Source organism: Burkholderia sp. lig30 (genome assembly GCF_000687455.2).
Taxonomy (GTDB): domain Bacteria; phylum Pseudomonadota; class Gammaproteobacteria; order Burkholderiales; family Burkholderiaceae; genus Burkholderia.
In genome coordinates, this window is the sequence record NZ_JGVW01000070.1 from 16,988 (window position 1) to 31,516 (window position 14,529).

At 67.8% G+C, this 14,529-nt stretch carries 8 protein-coding genes; 4 read left to right on the forward strand and 4 right to left on the reverse strand.

Annotated elements, in window-relative coordinates; all coding sequences use genetic code 11:
* Positions 1–5 precede the first annotated feature (5 nt).
* From nirD to LIG30_RS10515, 4 genes are all read left to right on the forward strand, one after another.
* Positions 6–353: a nitrite reductase small subunit NirD gene (gene nirD, locus LIG30_RS10500; protein WP_038711903.1), complete on the forward strand. Its 348-nt coding sequence runs from the start codon at positions 6–8 to the stop codon at positions 351–353.
* Between the two features lie 14 nt (positions 354–367).
* Positions 368–4,543, forward strand: coding sequence for a bifunctional nitrate reductase/sulfite reductase flavoprotein subunit alpha (locus tag LIG30_RS10505; RefSeq protein ID WP_038711905.1), 4,176 nt, complete (start codon positions 368–370; stop codon positions 4,541–4,543).
* Between the two features lie 534 nt (positions 4,544–5,077).
* Positions 5,078–7,672, forward strand: coding sequence for a bifunctional lysylphosphatidylglycerol flippase/synthetase MprF (gene mprF / locus LIG30_RS10510; RefSeq protein WP_038711907.1), 2,595 nt, complete (start codon positions 5,078–5,080; stop codon positions 7,670–7,672).
* Entirely contained in the window at positions 7,669–8,946 is a 1,278-nt protein-coding gene (locus tag LIG30_RS10515) for a virulence factor family protein (RefSeq protein ID WP_038711908.1), read from the forward strand. Before mprF ends, LIG30_RS10515 begins: the two co-directional genes overlap by 4 nt.
* Before the next feature lie 178 nt (positions 8,947–9,124).
* Here the strand turns inward: LIG30_RS10515 and LIG30_RS10520 are convergent, their stop codons facing one another.
* From LIG30_RS10520 to LIG30_RS10535, 4 genes are all read right to left on the reverse strand, one after another.
* Positions 9,125–10,024 carry a hypothetical protein gene (locus LIG30_RS10520; RefSeq protein WP_051994955.1) on the reverse strand — a complete coding sequence of 300 codons (900 nt, stop codon included), beginning with the start codon at positions 10,022–10,024 and terminating at the stop codon, positions 9,125–9,127.
* A gap of 28 nt (positions 10,025–10,052) precedes the next feature.
* On the reverse strand, positions 10,053–11,507 hold the full coding sequence (locus LIG30_RS10525) for a hypothetical protein (protein WP_038712000.1): 1,455 nt from the start codon (positions 11,505–11,507) through the stop codon (positions 10,053–10,055).
* 607 nt (positions 11,508–12,114) lie between these two features.
* Positions 12,115–12,528, reverse strand: coding sequence for a DUF934 domain-containing protein (locus LIG30_RS10530; RefSeq protein WP_442856849.1), 414 nt, complete (start codon positions 12,526–12,528; stop codon positions 12,115–12,117).
* Positions 12,528–14,312: a nitrite/sulfite reductase gene (locus LIG30_RS10535; protein WP_038711910.1), complete on the reverse strand. Its 1,785-nt coding sequence runs from the start codon at positions 14,310–14,312 to the stop codon at positions 12,528–12,530. The genes LIG30_RS10530 and LIG30_RS10535 overlap by 1 nt, the downstream gene beginning before the upstream one ends.
* Positions 14,313–14,529: the final 217 nt, after the last annotated feature.

A 14,529-nucleotide genomic window follows, 5' to 3' on the forward strand; every position in this document is an offset into this window, starting at 1 on the left:
ACGTCATGAGCAACGATCGCATTCCCGTGTCCTGGACGCCCGTGTGCGCGCTGGACGACATCGTTCCCAACACCGGCGTCTGCGCGCTCGTCAACGGCGAACAGATCGCGGTGTTCCATGTCGCCGACGCCACCGGCGGCGTGTTCGCGATCGGCAACGTCGATCCGGCGTCGCGCGCGGCCGTACTGTCGCGCGGGCTGATCGGCAATCTCGGCGAGCGGGTGGTCGTCGCGTCGCCGCTGTACAAGCATCACTTCGACCTGCGCACGGGCGAGTGCCTCGAAGCGCCGGAGCAGTCGGTCACCACGTATCCGTCGCGCATCGAGGACGGCTTCGTGTGGGTCGCGGCCTGAGCACCGGAGCAACCATGACCGGCACGAACGTCAAGACCGTCTGCCCTTACTGCGGCGTGGGCTGCGGGATGGTGCTGCACGTCGAGGACGGCGAGGTCGTCAAGGTGTCCGGCGACCCCGACCACCCGACCAACTTCGGGCGGCTCTGCACCAAGGGCTCGTCGGCGCACGTGGCGCTGCGCCGCTCCGGCCGGCTCGAAGGCGCGTTCGTGCGCCGCGCGCGCGAGGACGACCTGGTGCCGCTGCCGGTGCGCGACGCGATCGGCGAGACCGCGCGCCGCCTGCGCGCGGTGCTCGATACGCACGGCCCGGACGCGCTGTCGTTCTACGTGTCCGGCCAGATGTCGATCGAGGCGCAGTATCTCGTCAACAAGCTCGCGAAGGGCTTCATCGGCACCAACCAGATCGAGTCGAACTCGCGGCTGTGCATGGCGAGCGCGAGCAGCGGCTACAAGCAGTCGCTCGGCGCGGACGGCCCGCCCGGCTCGTATCAGGATTTCGATCGCGCGGACGTGTTCTTCGTGATCGGCGCGAACATGGCGGACTGCCATCCGATCCTGTTCCTGCGGATGATGGAGCGCGTGAAGGCCGGCGCGAAGCTGATCGTCGTCGATCCGCGGCGCACTGGTACCGCCGACAAGGCGGACCTGTTCCTGCAGATCCGCCCCGGCACCGATCTCGCGCTGCTCAACGGCCTGCTGCACCTGCTGCACGCGAACGGCAAGACCGATGCGGCGTTCATCGCCGGCCACACCGAAGGCTGGGACGCGATGCCCGCGTTTCTCGCCGATTACACGCCGGAGAAGGTCGCCGACGTCACCGGGCTGTCCGAGGCGGCGATCCGCCTCGCGGCGGAATGGATCGGCGACGCGCCCGAGTGGATCAGCTGCTGGACGATGGGGCTGAACCAGAGCACGCACGGCACGTGGAACACCAACGCGATCTGCAACCTGCACCTCGCGACCGGCAAGATCTGCCGGCCCGGCAGCGGCCCGTTCTCGCTGACGGGGCAGCCGAACGCGATGGGTGGGCGCGAGATGGGCTACATGGGGCCGGGGCTGCCCGGCCAGCGCTCGGTGCTGTCCGACGGCGACCGGCGTTTCGTCGAGGACGTCTGGCAGGTGCCGCACGGCACGCTGCGCGCCGACGCCGGCAACGGCACCGTCGACCTGTTCGAGAAGATGGCGGCGGGCGACATCAAGGCATGCTGGATCGTCTGCACGAACCCGGTCGCGACCGTGCCGAACCGGCAGAACGTGATCGCCGGCCTGCAGGCAGCGGAGCTGGTGATCGCGCAGGACGCGTTCCTCGACACCGAAACCAACCGCTACGCGGACATCCTGCTGCCGGGCGCGCTGTGGGCGGAAGGCGAAGGGGTGATGGTCAACTCCGAGCGCAACATGACGCTGATGCGGCAGGCGATCGAGCCGCCGGGCGACGCGCTGCCGGACTGGCGGATCGTCGCCGAGGTCGCGCGCGCGATGGGCTTCGCACACGGGTTCGACTACGCGTCGGCCGCCGACGTGTTCGACGAGATCGTCCGCTTCTCGAATCCGGCGACCGGCTACGACCTGCGCGGCGCGAGCCACGCGGCGCTGCGCAATGCGCCGCAGCAGTGGCCGTGCGCGCCGGGCACGGCGCACGAGCGCCATCCGGTTCGCTACCTGAACGACGGCGTCAGCCAGACGCTGCGCGCGGGCGTGGACGGCGAGATGCCGCGCATCGCGTTTCCGACCGCGTCGGGCAAGGCGATGTTCTTCGCCCGGCCGCACATCGCGCCGGCGGAGCTGCCGGCGGGCGAGTTCCCGGTGGTGCTGAACACCGGGCGGCTGCAGCACCAGTGGCACACGATGACGAAGACGGGCAAGGTCGCGATGCTCAACAAGCTCAATCCGCGCCCGTTCGTCGAGATCCATCCGGACGATGCGCGCACGCTCGGCATCGCCGCGAAGGACAGCGTCGAGATCCGCTCGCGGCGCGGCCGCGCGGTGCTGCCCGCTGTCGTGACCGATCGCGTGCGGCCCGGCAACTGCTTCGCGCCGATGCACTGGAACGACGTGTACGGCGACGAGCTGTGCATCAACGCGGTCACGAACGACGCGATCGATCCGGTTTCCCAGCAACCTGAACTGAAATTCTGCGCGGTCGCGCTGTCGCGGGTCGCCCCGGCTCCGGCCGAGCGCCCGGCACACGACACCGCGCAGCGCGATCCGGCGGAGCCGGCCGCCGCGGGCGGCGAGCCCGCGCACGAGGAACTCAACATGTCCGATATCGACACCTTCGCCGCGGCGCTCGGGATCGCCGACACTGCACCGCCGCCGCTGAGCGACGCGGAACGTCTCTACGTCGCCGGTTTCGTCAGCGGCCTGCGTACCGATGCGGGGCGCAGGGCCGGTGGCGTGCCGGTACTGCCGGCCAGCGCGCCGCTCGCCGCGCCAACACGCCTGTGGCTCGACGGCATGCTCGCCGGGCTGTTCAGCCGCGTGCCGGGTGAATGCGGTGCGGCCACTGCGCTGGCGAGCCCGCGCGGCGATGCCGACGCGGCCGCGCCGGGCAGCGTGCGGATCGTGCGCACGCGTCCCAAGGTGGTGCTGCTGTGGGCGTCGCAGACGGGCAACATCGAGTCGCTGACCGAGGACTACGCGACGCAGCTGATGAACGCCGGATTCGAGATCCGCACGACCTGCATGGCCGATTACCCGCTCGCGGGGCTCGCGAAGGCGCAATACGTGCTGCTGATGACGAGCACCTTCGGCGACGGCGATCCGCCCGACAACGGCCGCGAATTCTGGGACGCGCTGCAGGCCGACGGCGCGGCGCGCCTGGACGGCGTGCGCTTCGCGGTGCTCGCGTTCGGCGACCGCAACTACGACCAGTTCTGCGGCCACGGGCGCCAGCTCGACGCGCGCCTCGCGGAGCTGGGCGCGACGCGGCTCATCGCGCGCGTCGATTGCGACGCGGAGTTCCAGCCGGACGCGGACAGCTGGCTCGAGCGCGTCGTCGCGCGGATCAAGGAGGAAGATGCCGCACTGCACGCGGTGCCGGCCGAAGGCATGGTCCCGTCGGGCGCGCTGCCGACGAAGGCGCACCCGGCGCCGTCGCGGCTCGTGTCGAACCTGCGGCTCAACCAGCCGGGCGCGACGAAGGACACGCGCTACGTGTCGTTGTCGACCGAAGGCGCGAACCTCGAATACGAGAGCGGCGACGCGCTCGGCGTGTGGCCGACCAACTGCCCGGAACTGGTCGACGAGCTGCTGGGCGTCACCGCGCTCGCGGCCGATACGCCGGTGACGGTCGGCGGCGTCGGCGAAGTGCGGCTTGCCGACGCGCTCGCGCGGCATTTCGACATTACGCGCCCGCATCCGGACAGCCTCGCGTTCATCGCCGCGCGCAGCAACAACGACGCGTTGAAGTCGCTGCTCGCCGACGAGCGCCGGGCGGACCTGAAACACTGGCTGTGGGGGCAGCAGCTCGCGGACGTGCTGCACGAATTCCCGGTCGACCTGTCCGGCGCGGAACTCGTCGGGATGCTGAAGCGGATGCAGCCGCGGCTGTATTCGATCGCGTCGAGCCCGAGCGCGCATCGCGACGAGATCCACCTGACGGTGTCGGCCGTGCGTTATCACAACGGCCGCCGCACGCGCAAAGGCGTCGCATCGACATTCCTGGCGGATCGTGCGGGCGACGGCCGCGTGCCGGTGTTCGTGCAGAAATCCGCGCACTTCCGCCCGCCGGCGGCGGGCGACGTGCCGATCGTGATGGTCGGCCCCGGCACGGGCGTCGCGCCGTTCCGCGGCTTCCTGCACGAGCGGCGCGCACGCGGCGCGCGCGGGCGCAACTGGCTGTTCTTCGGCGAGCAGCACGAGAAGACCGATTTCTACTATCGCGACGAGTTGAGCGAGATGCACGAAAGCGGCTTCCTGACCCGGCTCGATCTCGCATTCTCGCGCGACCAGGCGGAAAAGATCTACGTGCAGGACCGCATGCGCGCGCGCGGCGCGGAGCTGTGGGCATGGCTGGAGGAGGGCGCGCACTTCTACGTGTGCGGCGACGCGGCGCGCATGGCGAAGGATGTCGATGCCGCGCTGAAGGCCGTGGCTGCCGAGCATGGCGGCCTGTCCGACGACAAGGCGAACGAGTACGTCGCCCGTCTGGCAAAGGAACGCCGCTACGTGCGCGACGTTTATTGATCGCGGTGTGACACGGCGTGGGGCTTCGGCCTCCGCCGCTCGACTCTCGCCGCACCACCACACCGCCGCGTCACGACATTGCCGCCGCTCGGTGCGGCGCATTCCCGCTGCCGGGCGGCTCACATGCCGCCGGGCATCCCGCCTGCGTTGCTGCCGGGCGGGCCGCTTGCCCGGACAGTGCGCCTCGCGCCGCCTGCCCGGCGCGTTTCTGCTCGCCAACGCGAGCCAGCCGAAATAAATCTCCCAATTCCGGCGTCGATTATTCATCCGACGAAAAAAATGCGCGGGTTCCCGGTATCATGCCTGCCTCACGCATGTAGGGACCGCTTAATATCCCGATTGCGTCAGCGCGCACGTACCCGGCGAAACGTTCTTGATGGGCGTAAGGATTTGTAATATTTATTTTGTATACTTGTAAATCCTGAATCAGGCACTGACGTGTTCCGTTGCGTCAGTCCGCCCATGCAGAACAACCCGATTCGCCGCCAGTCCGTCCGGCGTCGCGACATGCTCATGCAACACCACGAATAACCTATGTCTTTCCGCCCCACTGGTTCGCCCGGACGTGTCGCGGCGACGATCAGCCGTGTCTCGGCACTGCTCCGCCACGAGCGTGTGCTGTCGCCGCTGCTCGCGCTCGGCATCGGGCTGCTGTTGATCGTGGTCCTCCAGCACCTGTCCCAGACCGTCGACTACCGGTCCGTGATCCGCCATCTGCGGCACATGTCCGCCGCCGAATGGGGCGCGTCGCTCGGCGCGACGATCCTCAGCTATCTCGCGCTGGTCGCGCGCGACGCGGTCGGCCTGCGCTACGTCGCGGCCAAGGTGCCGCGCGTGGCGCTGTGGATCGGCGCGATCGCCGGCTCGGCGCTCGGCAACGCGACCGGCTTCGGCGCGCTGACGGGCGGCGCGGTGCGCGCGCGCGTCTATGGCGCGGCGGGCGTCACGCCCGCCCAGGTGGGCCGCATGACCGTCTTCACGAGCGGCACGCTCGCGCTCGCGCTGGTGCTGATGACCGCGCTCGGCATGGTGTGCGGCGCGCAGCCGCTCGCGGCGATGCTGCACGTCGCGCCGGCCTTGCTGACGTGGAGCGGCGGCGCGCTGTTGCTCGCGCTCGCGGCGATCGTCGCCGCATGCGGCCGCGAGGCCCGGCCGGTGCGCACGCGCTTTCGCTGGCTGTCGTTCGATATCCCGGCGCGGCGCGATCTCGTCGCGCAGGTCGTCTATGCCGTGCTCGACGTGGTGGCCGCCGGTCTTACGCTGTGGGTGCTGCTGCCGGCCACGCCGGTCAGTTTCTCCAGTTTCATCACGGTCTACGCGGCCGCGCTGCTGCTCGGGATGATCGGCCACACGCCGGGCGGCATCGGCGTGTTCGAGGCGGCGATGGTCTTCACGCTCGGCGGCCAGGTGCCCGCGCATGCGATGGTGGCGGCGCTGATCGCCTATCGCGCGATCTACTTCGGCGTGCCGCTGGTGCTGTCGGCCGCGCTGCTGGCCGGCTTCGAGGGCCGCGCGATCCAGCGCCGGCTGGTGACGCGGCAGGCCGCGCGCGCGTCGCAGCTCGCGCCGCTGTTCCTGAGTCTCGTCACGTTCGCGGTCGGCAGCATGCTGGTGATTTCCAGCGCGACGCCGGCGTTCTGGCATCGGATCGCGATCCTGCGCAACCTCGTGCCGCTGTGGGTGCTCGAGGGCTCGCAGGTGATCTGCAGCGTGCTCGGCGTCGCGCTGCTGTTCGTCGCGCGGGGCCTGTTGCGTCGTCTCGACGCCGCGTGGTGGATGACGTTCGCGATCACCGCGGTCAGTCTTGCGCTGTCGCTCGCCAAAGGGCTCGCGTTCGTCGAGGCCGGCGTGCTTGGCGCGCTGCTCGTGCTGCTGCTCGTGACCCGCCGGCGTTTCAACCGTCATTCGTCGCTGTTCGCGGAGCGCTTCACGGTCAGCTGGTTCGTGTCGGTCGCGATGGTGCTGATGCTTGCGGTGTGGGTGCTGTGCTTCGCGTTCCGCGACATTCCGTATACGCGCGACCTGTGGTCGCATTTCGCGTTCGACGAACGCGCGTCGCGGGCGCTGCGCGCGACGTCCGCCGCCGGGCTGTGCGCGGCGATGTTCGCGCTGTGGCAACTGCTGCGCCCGGCGCCCGGCCGCTTCGTGACGCCGGCGCCGCAGGACCTGCTCGACGCGGAATGCATCATCCGCGCGCAGGAGTGCAGCGACGCGGGCCTCGCGCTGATGGGCGACAAGAGCTTCCTGTTCTCGGAATCGCGCGAGGCGTTCCTGATGTACGCGAAGTACGGGCGGACCTGGGCGGCGCTGCACGACCCGGTCGGCCCGCGCAGCGAATGGCCGGCGCTGATCGGCAAGTTCATCGCGCTCGCGCACGCGCATGGCGGGCGCGCGGCGTTCTACCAGGTGCGCGCGAGCGCGCTGCCGCTGTATCTGGACGCGGGCCTCACGCTGATGAAGCTCGGCGAGGAAGCGCACATCGCGCTCGACGAATTCGACCTGAAGGGCTCGCACCGCTCGCACTTGCGCTATGCGCTGCGCCGCGGGGACAAGGATGCGCTCACCGTCGAGGTGATCGAGCCGGAGCGCGTGCCGGACGCGCTGTCCGCGCTGCGCGAAATCTCCGACGGCTGGCTCGACAGCCGCGACGCGCGCGAGAAGAGCTTCTCGGTCGCGGCGTTCCATGACGGCTATCTGGCGACGCAGTCGGTGATGCTCGTGCGTCAGGCCGGCAAGCCGGTCGCGTTCGTCACGTTCATGACGACCGACCTGAACACCGAGGCCACGGTCGGCGTGATGCGTCACCTGCCGGAAGCGTCGCCGTATGCGATGGAATATCTGTTCACGCAGCTCGCGCTGCATCTGAAGGAAGCGGGCTTCCGCAGGCTCAGCCTCGGCATCGCGCCGTTCTCCGGGATGGGGGCCGCGACGATGCCGTCGCCGTGGCACCGGTTCGGGCTGATGGTCTGGCATTTCGGCGGCCGTTTCTATAATTTCCGCGGCTTGCGCGCATTCAAGAGCAAGTTCGAGCCGCACTGGGAGCCGCGTTATCTCGCGGCGTCCGGCTCGGTCGGCGTGTTCGTCACGCTGGCGGATCTGTCTTTGCTGGCGGGAGGTCGGCGCTCATGAAGTTGAAGAAGGGAATCGTGCGGGCCGTCGTGGCCTGCGCGGGGGTGGCGTTCGCGTGCGGCGCGTCCGCCGTGCAGGCGCCGGCGGCGAAGGCGCAGACCGTCTCGGGCGGCCGCTACGGACCGGTGACGGTGACCCGGCCGGAAGGCCCGCTGCGCGGCTTCGTCGTGATGTTCTCGCGCGAAGGCGGCTGGAGCGCGGCGGACCAGCAGGCCGCGGACGCGCTCGCGAAGGCCGGCGCGATGACGGTCGGCGTGGATTCCGAGCGGTATGCGGCGAACCTCGCCGCGAAGCAGGAGACTTGCCACCATCTCGATGGGGACGCCGAAGCCGTCAGCCACCAGCTCGAGCGGCTCGCGCAGTCGTCGCGCTATTACGCGCCGATCGTCGCGGGTGTCGGGCAGGGCGGCGCGATCGCGAAGCAGATCCTGTCGATGTCGCCGGAGAATACGATCGCCGGTGTGGTGTCGGTCGAGCCGTCGCCGAAGCTCGATCCGCGCTTCAAGCCGTGCCCGCCCGATCCGACGATCGTGCGCCGCGCGATGCCGGGCTTCGTCGAGACCGCGGCGGCGGGCGACACCGCGAAACTCGTCGCGCTCCTGAAGCCGCACCTGCGCGACGGAACGGCCGACGAGCTCGACGTGTCGGACCTGCCGCTGATCGAGCTGCCGGCCAAGGGCGGCAGCAACCTGCTCGCGATCGTGATTTCCGGCGACGGCGGCTGGCGCGATCTCGACAAGACGATCGGCGAGGCGCTGCAGCGCGACGGCGTGTCGGTCGTCGGTATCGACAGCCTGCGCTATTTCTGGAGCGAGCGGCCGCCCGCGCAGACGAGCCGCGACCTGGCGCGCGTGATGCGGACCTACATGGCGCGCTGGCATGCGACGAACGTCGCGCTGATCGGCTACTCGTTCGGCGCGGACGTGATGCCGTTCGCCTACAACCGGCTGCCGGACGCGCTGCGCGAGAAGGTGTCGGTGATGTCGCTGCTCGGCTTCGCGCCGGCCGCGGATTTCCAGATCCGCGTGACGGGCTGGCTCGGCATGCCGGCGAGCGACAAGGCGCTGAAGGTTGCGCCGGAGATCGCGAAGGTGCCGCCGGGCATCGTGCAGTGCTTCTATGGCGAGCAGGAGAAGGAAACGATGTGTCCGGCGCTCGCGAATTCGGGCGTCCAGGTCATCAGGACGCAGGGCGAGCATCACTTCGGCCGCGACTATGTCGCGCTCGAGAAGCAGATTCTCGCGGCCTTCAAGAAGCAGGTCGCGGCGCAGTAAGCGCCGCCGGGCGCCGCAGTCGGCGGCGCCCGTTGCGAGTGCCGCGCGTCGCGTTGCGTCGCCCTTGCGCCGCCTTTTCAGGATCGAGCGGGGCGTCTTCATCGATCGGTGTGAAGACGCTCGCCTGCGCGTCGGATCGGGCAGCTGGTGCCGTATCGCACGGCCCGACGCGCCGCGATCACGCGAGTGTGACCTGGTTTTCGAACGCGATGCCGAGCTTCGCGTACCCCTGCGGCGAAGGATGGATCTCGTTCTCCCAGTCCCCGGACGGGCCGGTCGAGCTGGGCGGGTCGGGGTTGAGCGTGCCGATCAGATAGATCGGCCGGATATTCGGTTTCGCGATCCCGCGCGCGATGAGCTTGCCGTTGATTCCCGAAAGGTACTGTGCCCACTGGTGGATGATGTACGTTGTCAGCTTCAGCCAGTCGTCGGATGGAATGCTGTACTCGGCATAGGCGCGGGACAGCCACGGGCCGATGCCGGGGCCGGCCGGCGCATTGCGCGGTTGAGGGCAATCGTAGGTGTGGACGAAGATCGGCACGCCGTTCGAATGGCTGGCTGGCGCATCCCGCTTGGCGATCATCGCGGCGAAGCAGTCTTCGATCATCGCAAAGAACGCTTGCCAGCCTTCCGGGCGCAGATAGCGATTGATCGGCCCGCTCGCCGGCACGCGGGCGCGGTCCTGCAGCAACCGGCGTGCCGCCTTGCCCGGATCGGTTTCGTCAGGCAGCGTCAGGATCGCGTCGAACAGGTCGTTGCCGCCGGCTGACAGCAGGATCGCGTCCCACGAATAGGCGAGTGTTCCGCCCGCGAGATACGTTGCGAATTTCACCTCGTTCGTCCAGTCGATCATCTGCGCGAAGGTCTTGCCGGGCGACGCCAGCGTCACAGCCGCCGCGCTGCACGGCAGGCGCAGGCTGAACAGCAGGTTGGTGGTCGCCCACGGCGGCAGTTGACCGATGGAGAACCACGAGTCGCCTTGCGCGAGAAACCGCCAGGTGGACGTGGTCAGGACACTGCCGCGATCGCGGTTCAGGTCGCCGGGGTGCAGGACCGCCAGGGGATATTCGAATGACATGGAGCCTCTCCGCAGGTGGGGGACAACGTTATAGCGCCGGGTCGAGCGGTGTGATACGGGCCAGCATCAACGTGTACTCTTCCGCCGCGATCTGGCGGAACTTCATCTTCACGACAGCTTTCCCCTGAGTCACTGCGTCTTCGGTCTGTGCGTCGGGAAACAGGTGGGCCGTTGCGGCTGCGATGATGACATCGGGGTCTTCGAGCAGCGGCATATTGGGTAGTACGGGCGAAGGCGCAGTGGGCGATGCCACGGCTGGCGCTCCGGGCAACTTGCCGTTAAGCGCTTGTACCAGCAGAAAGATCGGCACGACGTCCGCCAGGCCGATCGGCAGCAATTTCGACGCACCCGGACCGAAATGCCGGCGCACGATCGCTTGCGAACCGAGCCGCAACGTGAAGCGAAACGGGAAGCCGGTCCGGATCGACAGCGTAACGGGATCGGCCGCCGCCATCTGCTCGATCGACGTGATGCCCTCCGCATGCAGCGAGGCTGTCACGATCTTCGTGACGCCGCTCAGGTTGAGCAGTTCATCTGGCGGGTCTTCATTCTTTTCAAGCTCGGTCACGTTTTTCGCGGCGATCCGGCGAATCACCTTCATGATTTCCTCGATCGGCAGGATCGTCAGCGTGAACGCGGTCACCACATGCGGGGGGCTGCCGAGCGATGGCGCATAGGTCGCGACGAGTGCGAGCGGTATCGCGAGGAACAGACGCAGCGAGTACCAGTACACGTCGGATGCATTGAGCGCGCGACGCCGGATGCTCAGCACGGAATCGCTGGAAACATACATCATCGCGCCGGCGATCGCGGCAACGATCACCGACGCGCTGAGCCCGCAAATGCTGGTCGCCTTGTCCGACGACATGCAATCGCCCTGCGTGCACACCCATGCTGCGATAGCCGTGATCGCGTAAGTCACCGCGAGCAGAATGAGAAACGGCGGCACGAACGCCCAGAGGCCGTACTGCTCGTGGTAGATGTTCGCGAACAGGCGGTCGCCCAGCGCCGGCCAGTGTTTCGAGAAGGTATTCAAGCGGTCGCTATCGCTACCCGCCGTCGGCGTCGCGCCGCCCTGTTGCTCCGCGAACTGGATCGTCTGCAGCAGCCATTTTGACCAGAAACGCTTCAGGTAGGCATCGAGCGCATCGTTCTTGAGGCTGTTCTGGAATTCGTCATAGCGCGCATACCAGCCAAGGCACAGGAACGCGATGAGCGGCGCGCCTACCAGCACGGTCGCGACCGCGCTGACCAGGATGATCGCCCACGGCCACTGGAGCGCTAAAAACCACTTGCGAAAGCTCTCCCAGCTTTCCCAGTTGATCGGTCGATTGGTCGCAAGCGTGGCGATCACGATACCAGCCACGTTGATGAGCATCAGATAGAGACTCAACAAATACGCCCGGCGGCGCGCCGGCCAGTGACTCATCCGCACGGGGGGCCGCTTAAGCGGCGGGACTTCAAACGGATTCGAGGTGGCCATGTTCATGCTCGCGAGTGAACGCACCCGCTTCCGGGCACGGCCGGGCGTGCGGAAGGCGGGAAAATGTCACGTTCCGCCGGCATGCGGCGAAACGCGTCTCTTTGCTTCGACGGAGCGAATCAGGGAAGGGGCCGCGGGATCAGCAAGGCGGCGCAAGTAGATGCATCGACGCGAGCACGGCCGGAATGCCAGCTTCGCATGCCGTCACGCACAATTCGTCCGGGAACGGAGTGAATACGGTGGTGTTCGTTACGCCGAGAGACAATGACTTGTTCATGGCGAATCCCCTGGTTGCAATGAATTAGTATGACTTAATTATTGTGTCGGGAATTCACGTGATATTCGTGCCATTGGGTGAATCGAATGACACTCGCTGCACGTTTGGTCCGTAGAGGCAAGCTAGATCATGCATCGAAAATGTCAAGTAATGCGAGGATTGAGTGCGTGATCGTGCTGATATTGCCGGGTAATGCGAAGGTTGGAAGAAAAAATCACACGAATTGTTTTGTCAGCCGTGATGGATGAGTCGGCGTGGCGCGTGCTCACTTTGCGTGTCGAATCCGCGCCGATGATGCGCGCACGATGACTAATCGTCTGATATTTCTTCTCACCACGACTTCGGTGTTCCAGAACGCGCATCCCGCTGATAGAAGCCGGGAAAACGTTCGAGCTGCCGCCGCGCCGCGTCGATGTCGGCATCCTCATGCAGCACCGCGCTGGAAAAGCCGGTGCGCTCCATCATCAGCAACTGATCGATCAGCACGTCGCCGGTCGCGCGCAGGTCGCCGGCGAACGCGAAGCGCTTGCGAAGCAGGTAGGCCTGACTGTACGCGCGGCCGTCGGTAAACGCCGGGAATTGCAGGTCGATGCGCGACGCGGCCGCGATGCGATCGGCGAGCGGCTTCAGATCCTCGTCGTTCGCGATCGTCAGCACGGTATCGCCGCGCGGCTGCGCGCCGCGCGTTTCTTCGTCGTGGACGGCCGGCGTGAGCAGCCGGATGCGTGGGTTCTCTTTCATCATCATGCGTTCGCTGCGACATGCCGCGCCTGATTCGCCGCGGCCTTGAAGGGATCCGGGCCGATGCGCCGGCAGGTGTCGATGAACCGCTCGCTGCGGCCCGCGACGGTCAGTCGTGCGCCGAGATACGCGGATACGATCGCGTCGACGACGTCGACGATCTCGTCGGCCGAGAACGACGGGCCGATCACCTTGCCCGGCTGCGCGGCGCCGCTCGCGGCCGAGCCGTCGGCGCCGCCGAGCGTGACCTGATACCACTCGGCGCCGTCCTTGTCGACGCCGAGAATGCCGATGTGGCCGCTGTGATGATGGCCGCACGAATTGATGCAGCCGCTGATGTGCAGGTCGATCTCGCCGATGTCGTTCAGTTCGTCGAGATCCTGGAAGCGCTCGGCGATCGCGTCGGCGATCGGGATTGAGCGCGCGTTGGCGAGCGCGCAGAAATCCCCGCCCGGGCACGCGATCATGTCGGTCAGGAGTCCGACATTCGCGCTGGCCAGCCCGGCGCCGCGCGCGATTTCCCAGAGCAGGTAAAGATCGTCGGCATGCACCCACGGCAGCACGATGTTCTGCGTATGCGTGACGCGTGCCTCGCCGGCCGAGAAACGCTCGATCAGGTCGGCGACGGCGTCGAGCTGGTCGGGCGAGGCGTCGCCAGGCGCCTGCAGGCGGCGCTTGAACGACAGCGTGACGATCCGCAGCGACGGGTCCTTGTGCGGCGCGACGTTGCGCTCGAGCCAGCGCGCGAATGCCGGATGCCGGCTGGCGCGCGCGCTCACGCGTGCATCGATCTCCTGCGCGTCGATCGTGCGCGGCGCGACGCGGGGCGGCACGAACGATGCGCTGATGCGGTCGAATTCCGCCTGCGGAATCGTGTGCGGGCCGCCGTCGAGCTCGACGATCTCGCGGAATTCCGCCTCGACTTCGTCGATGTAGCGCTGTCCCTCGGTCTTCACGAGGATCTTGATGCGCGCCTTGTACTTGTTGTCGCGGCGGCCGTAGCGGTTGTAGACGCGCACGACGGCCTCGATGTAGTTCATCACGTGCTGCCACGGCAGGAACGCGCGCAGCAGCGTGGCCGTCATCGGCGTGCGCCCCATGCCGCCGCCGACGCTGATGCGAAAGCCCAGCTCGCCCGCGTCGTTCCGCACGAGGCGCAGCCCGACGTCGTGCCAGTCGGTCGCCGCGCGATCTTCGGTCGCGCCGGTGATCGCGATCTTGAACTTGCGCGGCAGGAACGCGAACTCGGGATGCATCGTGGTCCATTGCCGCATCACTTCGGCGAATGGCCGGGGATCGGCGATCTCGTCGGGCGCGACGCCCGCGCGCTCGTCGCACGAAATGTTGCGGATGCAGTTGCCGCTCGTCTGGATGCCGTGCATGTCCACGGTCGCGAGCAGTTCCATCACGTCGGCGGCCTTCGCGAGCGGAATCCAGTTGAACTGCACGTTGGTGCGCGTCGTGAAGTGCGCGTTGCGCGTCGGCAGCCGCGTGGTGCCGAGCAGCGCCTGCGCGTCACAAGCGGACTGGTAGGTCGCGTCGTCCGGCACGTCGTAGTCGCGCGCGATTTGCGCGAGCACGCGAATCTGCGCGCTCGACAGTTCGCCATAGGGCACCGCGACGCGCAACATCGGCGCATGGCGCTGCACGTACCAGCCGTTTTGCAGCCGTAGCGGCCGGAACGCATCTTCGCTCAGCGCGCCGTCCTGCCAGCGTTCGAGCTGGTCGCGAAACTGGGCGGCGCGGCTGCGGACGAGCGCCCGGTCGAATTCCGTATATCGGTACATTTCAACACACGCAATGGGAGCGGCGGCGCGCGGGGCGCGCGCCGCTCGTTGGGGGAGTTGCGGCCTGCATGGCGCAACGAATGGACAGCGTAGGGAATGCCCGGCGGCGCGACAAGCAGCAGTTGCCGACGAATCGGGGGCAGCAGTTGCGGCCCGCGCCGCGCGCGGTAACGTAGGCATGCGTGCCGATGATGGCCGTCGTGCTGGGCGGGTGTGT

Excerpts from the sequence above, each read along its gene's own strand:
- nirD (WP_038711903.1), top strand. The coding sequence starts at position 6 with ATGAGCAACGATCGCATTCCCGTGTCCTGGACGCCCGTGTGCGCGCTG.
- LIG30_RS10505 (WP_038711905.1), top strand. The coding sequence starts at position 368 with ATGACCGGCACGAACGTCAAGACCGTCTGCCCTTACTGCGGCGTGGGC.
- mprF (WP_038711907.1), top strand. The coding sequence starts at position 5,078 with ATGTCTTTCCGCCCCACTGGTTCGCCCGGACGTGTCGCGGCGACGATC.
- LIG30_RS10515 (WP_038711908.1), top strand. The coding sequence starts at position 7,669 with ATGAAGTTGAAGAAGGGAATCGTGCGGGCCGTCGTGGCCTGCGCGGGG.
- LIG30_RS10520 (WP_051994955.1), bottom strand. The coding sequence starts at position 10,024 with ATGTCATTCGAATATCCCCTGGCGGTCCTGCACCCCGGCGACCTGAAC.
- LIG30_RS10525 (WP_038712000.1), bottom strand. The coding sequence starts at position 11,507 with ATGGCCACCTCGAATCCGTTTGAAGTCCCGCCGCTTAAGCGGCCCCCC.
- LIG30_RS10530 (WP_442856849.1), bottom strand. The coding sequence starts at position 12,528 with ATGATGAAAGAGAACCCACGCATCCGGCTGCTCACGCCGGCCGTCCAC.
- LIG30_RS10535 (WP_038711910.1), bottom strand. The coding sequence starts at position 14,312 with ATGTACCGATATACGGAATTCGACCGGGCGCTCGTCCGCAGCCGCGCC.